This is a genomic window from Candidatus Ruminimicrobium bovinum, from assembly GCF_902760015.1.
GTDB lineage: Bacteria > Elusimicrobiota > Endomicrobiia > Endomicrobiales > Endomicrobiaceae > Ruminimicrobium > Ruminimicrobium bovinum.
Genome location: NZ_CACWEU010000130.1, coordinates 1 through 3,014, shown reverse-complemented (window position 1 = coordinate 3,014; position 3,014 = coordinate 1). Strand labels below are relative to the sequence as shown.

At 30.8% G+C, this 3,014-nt stretch carries 4 protein-coding genes; all 4 read right to left on the bottom strand.

All coding sequences use genetic code 11. The features are described 5' to 3' along the window. The coding region (locus ACMUOV_RS04730; RefSeq protein WP_413853960.1) for a TIGR03545 family protein at positions 1-1,295 on the bottom strand (1,295 nt) is incomplete at its 3' end. Between the two features lie 13 nt (positions 1,296-1,308). After that, on the bottom strand, positions 1,309-1,821 hold the full coding sequence (locus tag ACMUOV_RS04725; RefSeq protein WP_413853959.1) for a TIGR03546 family protein: 513 nt from the start codon (positions 1,819-1,821) through the stop codon (positions 1,309-1,311). 275 nt (positions 1,822-2,096) lie between these two features. Further along, positions 2,097-2,762, bottom strand: a complete 666-nt coding sequence (locus ACMUOV_RS04720) for an HAD family hydrolase (RefSeq protein WP_413853958.1) — start codon at positions 2,760-2,762, stop codon at positions 2,097-2,099. Next, positions 2,753-3,014: hypothetical protein (locus tag ACMUOV_RS04715; protein ID WP_413853957.1), on the bottom strand; the 262-nt coding region annotated here is incomplete at its 5' end. The genes ACMUOV_RS04720 and ACMUOV_RS04715, both read right to left, overlap by 10 nt.

Sequence of the window (3,014 nt, the reverse complement as noted above, 5' to 3'; positions counted from 1 at the left end):
TTTGCCGAAAGCCCGGAAACCTGCACCGCAAGAGCATCTTTTGAATTGTCTGTTCTGTGGTCAAAAAGTCCTGAAATATGAAGAGCTTGAACTTTATTGTCGCCTTTTATTTCAACGGTTAAAGGATTTGCTATCATTGACGGAGAAGAACAAATATTTTTTATAACACCTGCAAAATCAAGATTATCATTAGTGCTGCCTGAAACATTTATAAGTGAAATAAGAAGTGTAGGATATTGTTTTAATTTGAACAAAATATCTCTGCCCCTTGCCCTTTGCTTTTCTTGAACTTCTTCTTTTTTCTCGGGCATATATTGCTTTATTAATGCCATGTAATACATAACGGTTTCAACCCTGTTAACCCATTGGTTACCGAACAATATTCTTGATATGTTTTTTAAATTTAAAGAAGGAATTGAAAGTTTTGAAGAAATATTTTCTATATCTTTATTTATTGAATTTTTTGCTTCTTTTACAAAGTTAATATTTTCGGAAACATCTTTTTTGATGCTGTTTAAATCATTAATTATCGTTTCTATTTCTTTTTTACTTTCTTTTAATTTTTCTACATTCTTTGCCGCTTTTGCAACATCGGCAAGCCCCGAAACTTTTGTTTTTGAAATTTCGTCAATTTGTGCTTTTATTTCTTCGGCTTTTTTGTTTATATCATAACCTTCAATTTTCTTTTGATAAGTTTCATATTTTGTTTGTAACTCTTTTGTTTTTTGTTCAATTTCTTTTACCGATTGTAATTGAGCTTTATCTATAAGTTTATTAACATCAAAATTATTTATTAAGTCTTCAATTTCTTTATATGCCGTTACCGACGGAAGTTGGTTAAATTCGCTAACGGTTTTTGCCTTTGCTGCGGCAAACATTTTTGAAAACATACCGTCTTTTTTCTTCTTTTCAAATTTCTTTTCTTTTTTAGGAGGAAGCTGCCCGGAAGTTTTTCTTTCGGTTTGCCACTTTAAACCGGAAACGGTCATTTCGTCTATTATAAATTTTTTTCTGAGTAAAGGAGTAAAACGAACATCAAATTTAATATAATCAATGTCTATTAAATTTTTAAAATAATCATTTCTGTTTGCACACTTTAAACCGTTAATTGCAATTGACATTTTTGAAAAACTTGTTTTTAAACTGTTTATTTCAACCTTTGCACCGAAAATCATTTCCCCCGTTGAAATAAAAGCTTTTTTTAAAATTACGTCAAAAAACATAATATTAAAAATTATAACTGCTGCAATAATTATTACCGTAGGTATTACAAAAGACCATCTTATAAATTTCATAACTTTTCCCTTTTTATTTTATTTTGCCTGCTATCGTTGTTGTTGCCAAAACCGTATTTAAAATTTTTACTATTTTCCACTGAGAAACCTTATCCCTGTAGTTTTGCCTGTAATAAACCAACAGCTTCTTTGCCAAGATACCGTTCGGTATTATTAAAAGTATTCCCAAAACCAAACTGCCCATAACTATTGTATTGTTAAAATGAGAAAAAGGAACAATCGGATAGTTAAATAAAGCCGTCCAAAGAGTTTTTAAAAAACTGCAGTCGGCTAATACAAAATAACCTATTTTATCGAGTAACGGATCCAAGGCAAAGGCAGCTATTGCATATAATGTTGCAGCAAGGAAAGCAGCAGTTAAATTAACCCTGAAAAACATAATAACAACAAACAAAATACATTTAACCAACAAATTAGGAACAAGCCCTAAAATTGCACCGAGTGCAAAACCCCATGCAATTTGGTTTGGTGAAATATCGGACTGAAACATAACAATAATTTTTTTTAAAATTTTTAAAACAAACATTTAAAACTCCCTTAAGACGACAATTTATAATGTACAATGTAGAATGTACAATTAACGGCAACAACAATACGGCAATTTATAATTTATAATATAGAATTTATAATCAATGTGTTTTTTGCGAAGCAAAAAACTTATTATTTATCAAAAATTGCTTTGCAATTTTTACCAACATTATACATTTTACATTCTACACTATACATTAAAGAACATAGATTGTCACGGCGGCTAACCGCTTCGCAATGACAAATTTTTCACCCCTTCAACCTTTCAACTATTCAACTGTTCAATCGTTTAACTATATTCACTATTTCAGCCGGATTTTCGGCTATATAGTCGGGTGCTAAATTATTTAGTTGTTCCTGTGAAGAATAACCGTATAAAACCCCTATTGTTTTTATACCGGCATTTTTACCGACCATAATATCATTTGTGCCGTCACCGACCATAACAACATTTTCTTTACTTAAAGAAAACTTTTTTATTATTTCATATATCGGCAAAGGATTCGGTTTTTTTTCTTTAAAAGAATCCCCTCCGTAAATTTCGGTAAAAAACTTTGATAAGCCGAGAGTTTTTAAAATTTGTTTTGAAAATTTTTCATCTTTATTGGATAATAAAACTTTTTGTTGCGGAATGTTTGAAAGCATTTCAATAACATCTTTATAAGGTAAAGTTTTATCGGTTAAATGTTTTGCATAATTATCTTTAAACATTTTAACTGCCGTATCAAATCCAGTTGTATTAAGTTCTGATAAAACAGCCCTTACAAGTGCCGTAATTCCGCTGCCCAAATAAGATGCAACCTTATCTACGGGCAGCGGACTAAAACCATATTTTTGCCTGACAAAATTTACGGAATCGGTTAAATCGTATTGAGAATTTACTAATGTTCCGTCCAAATCAAAAACAATTAACTTTATACCGCTCATTTTTAAAACCATTTAATTAAACCGGGGATATATTCTGTTTTACCCATATATTGAGGAACAACCCTTATAATATATCCGCAGTGCCCTACTCTGTCGGTTTTAAATTCAAGCTCATAAATATAACCGCCGTCGTTTTCTCTCGATACAGCTTTCATATCGATATATTTTTCATCGGTAATTATATATTTTGAATCCAAATAACCGGTGCATACCTGAACGGCAACATCTTCATTTTTTATATCACCCAAAAATACTTTCGCACGA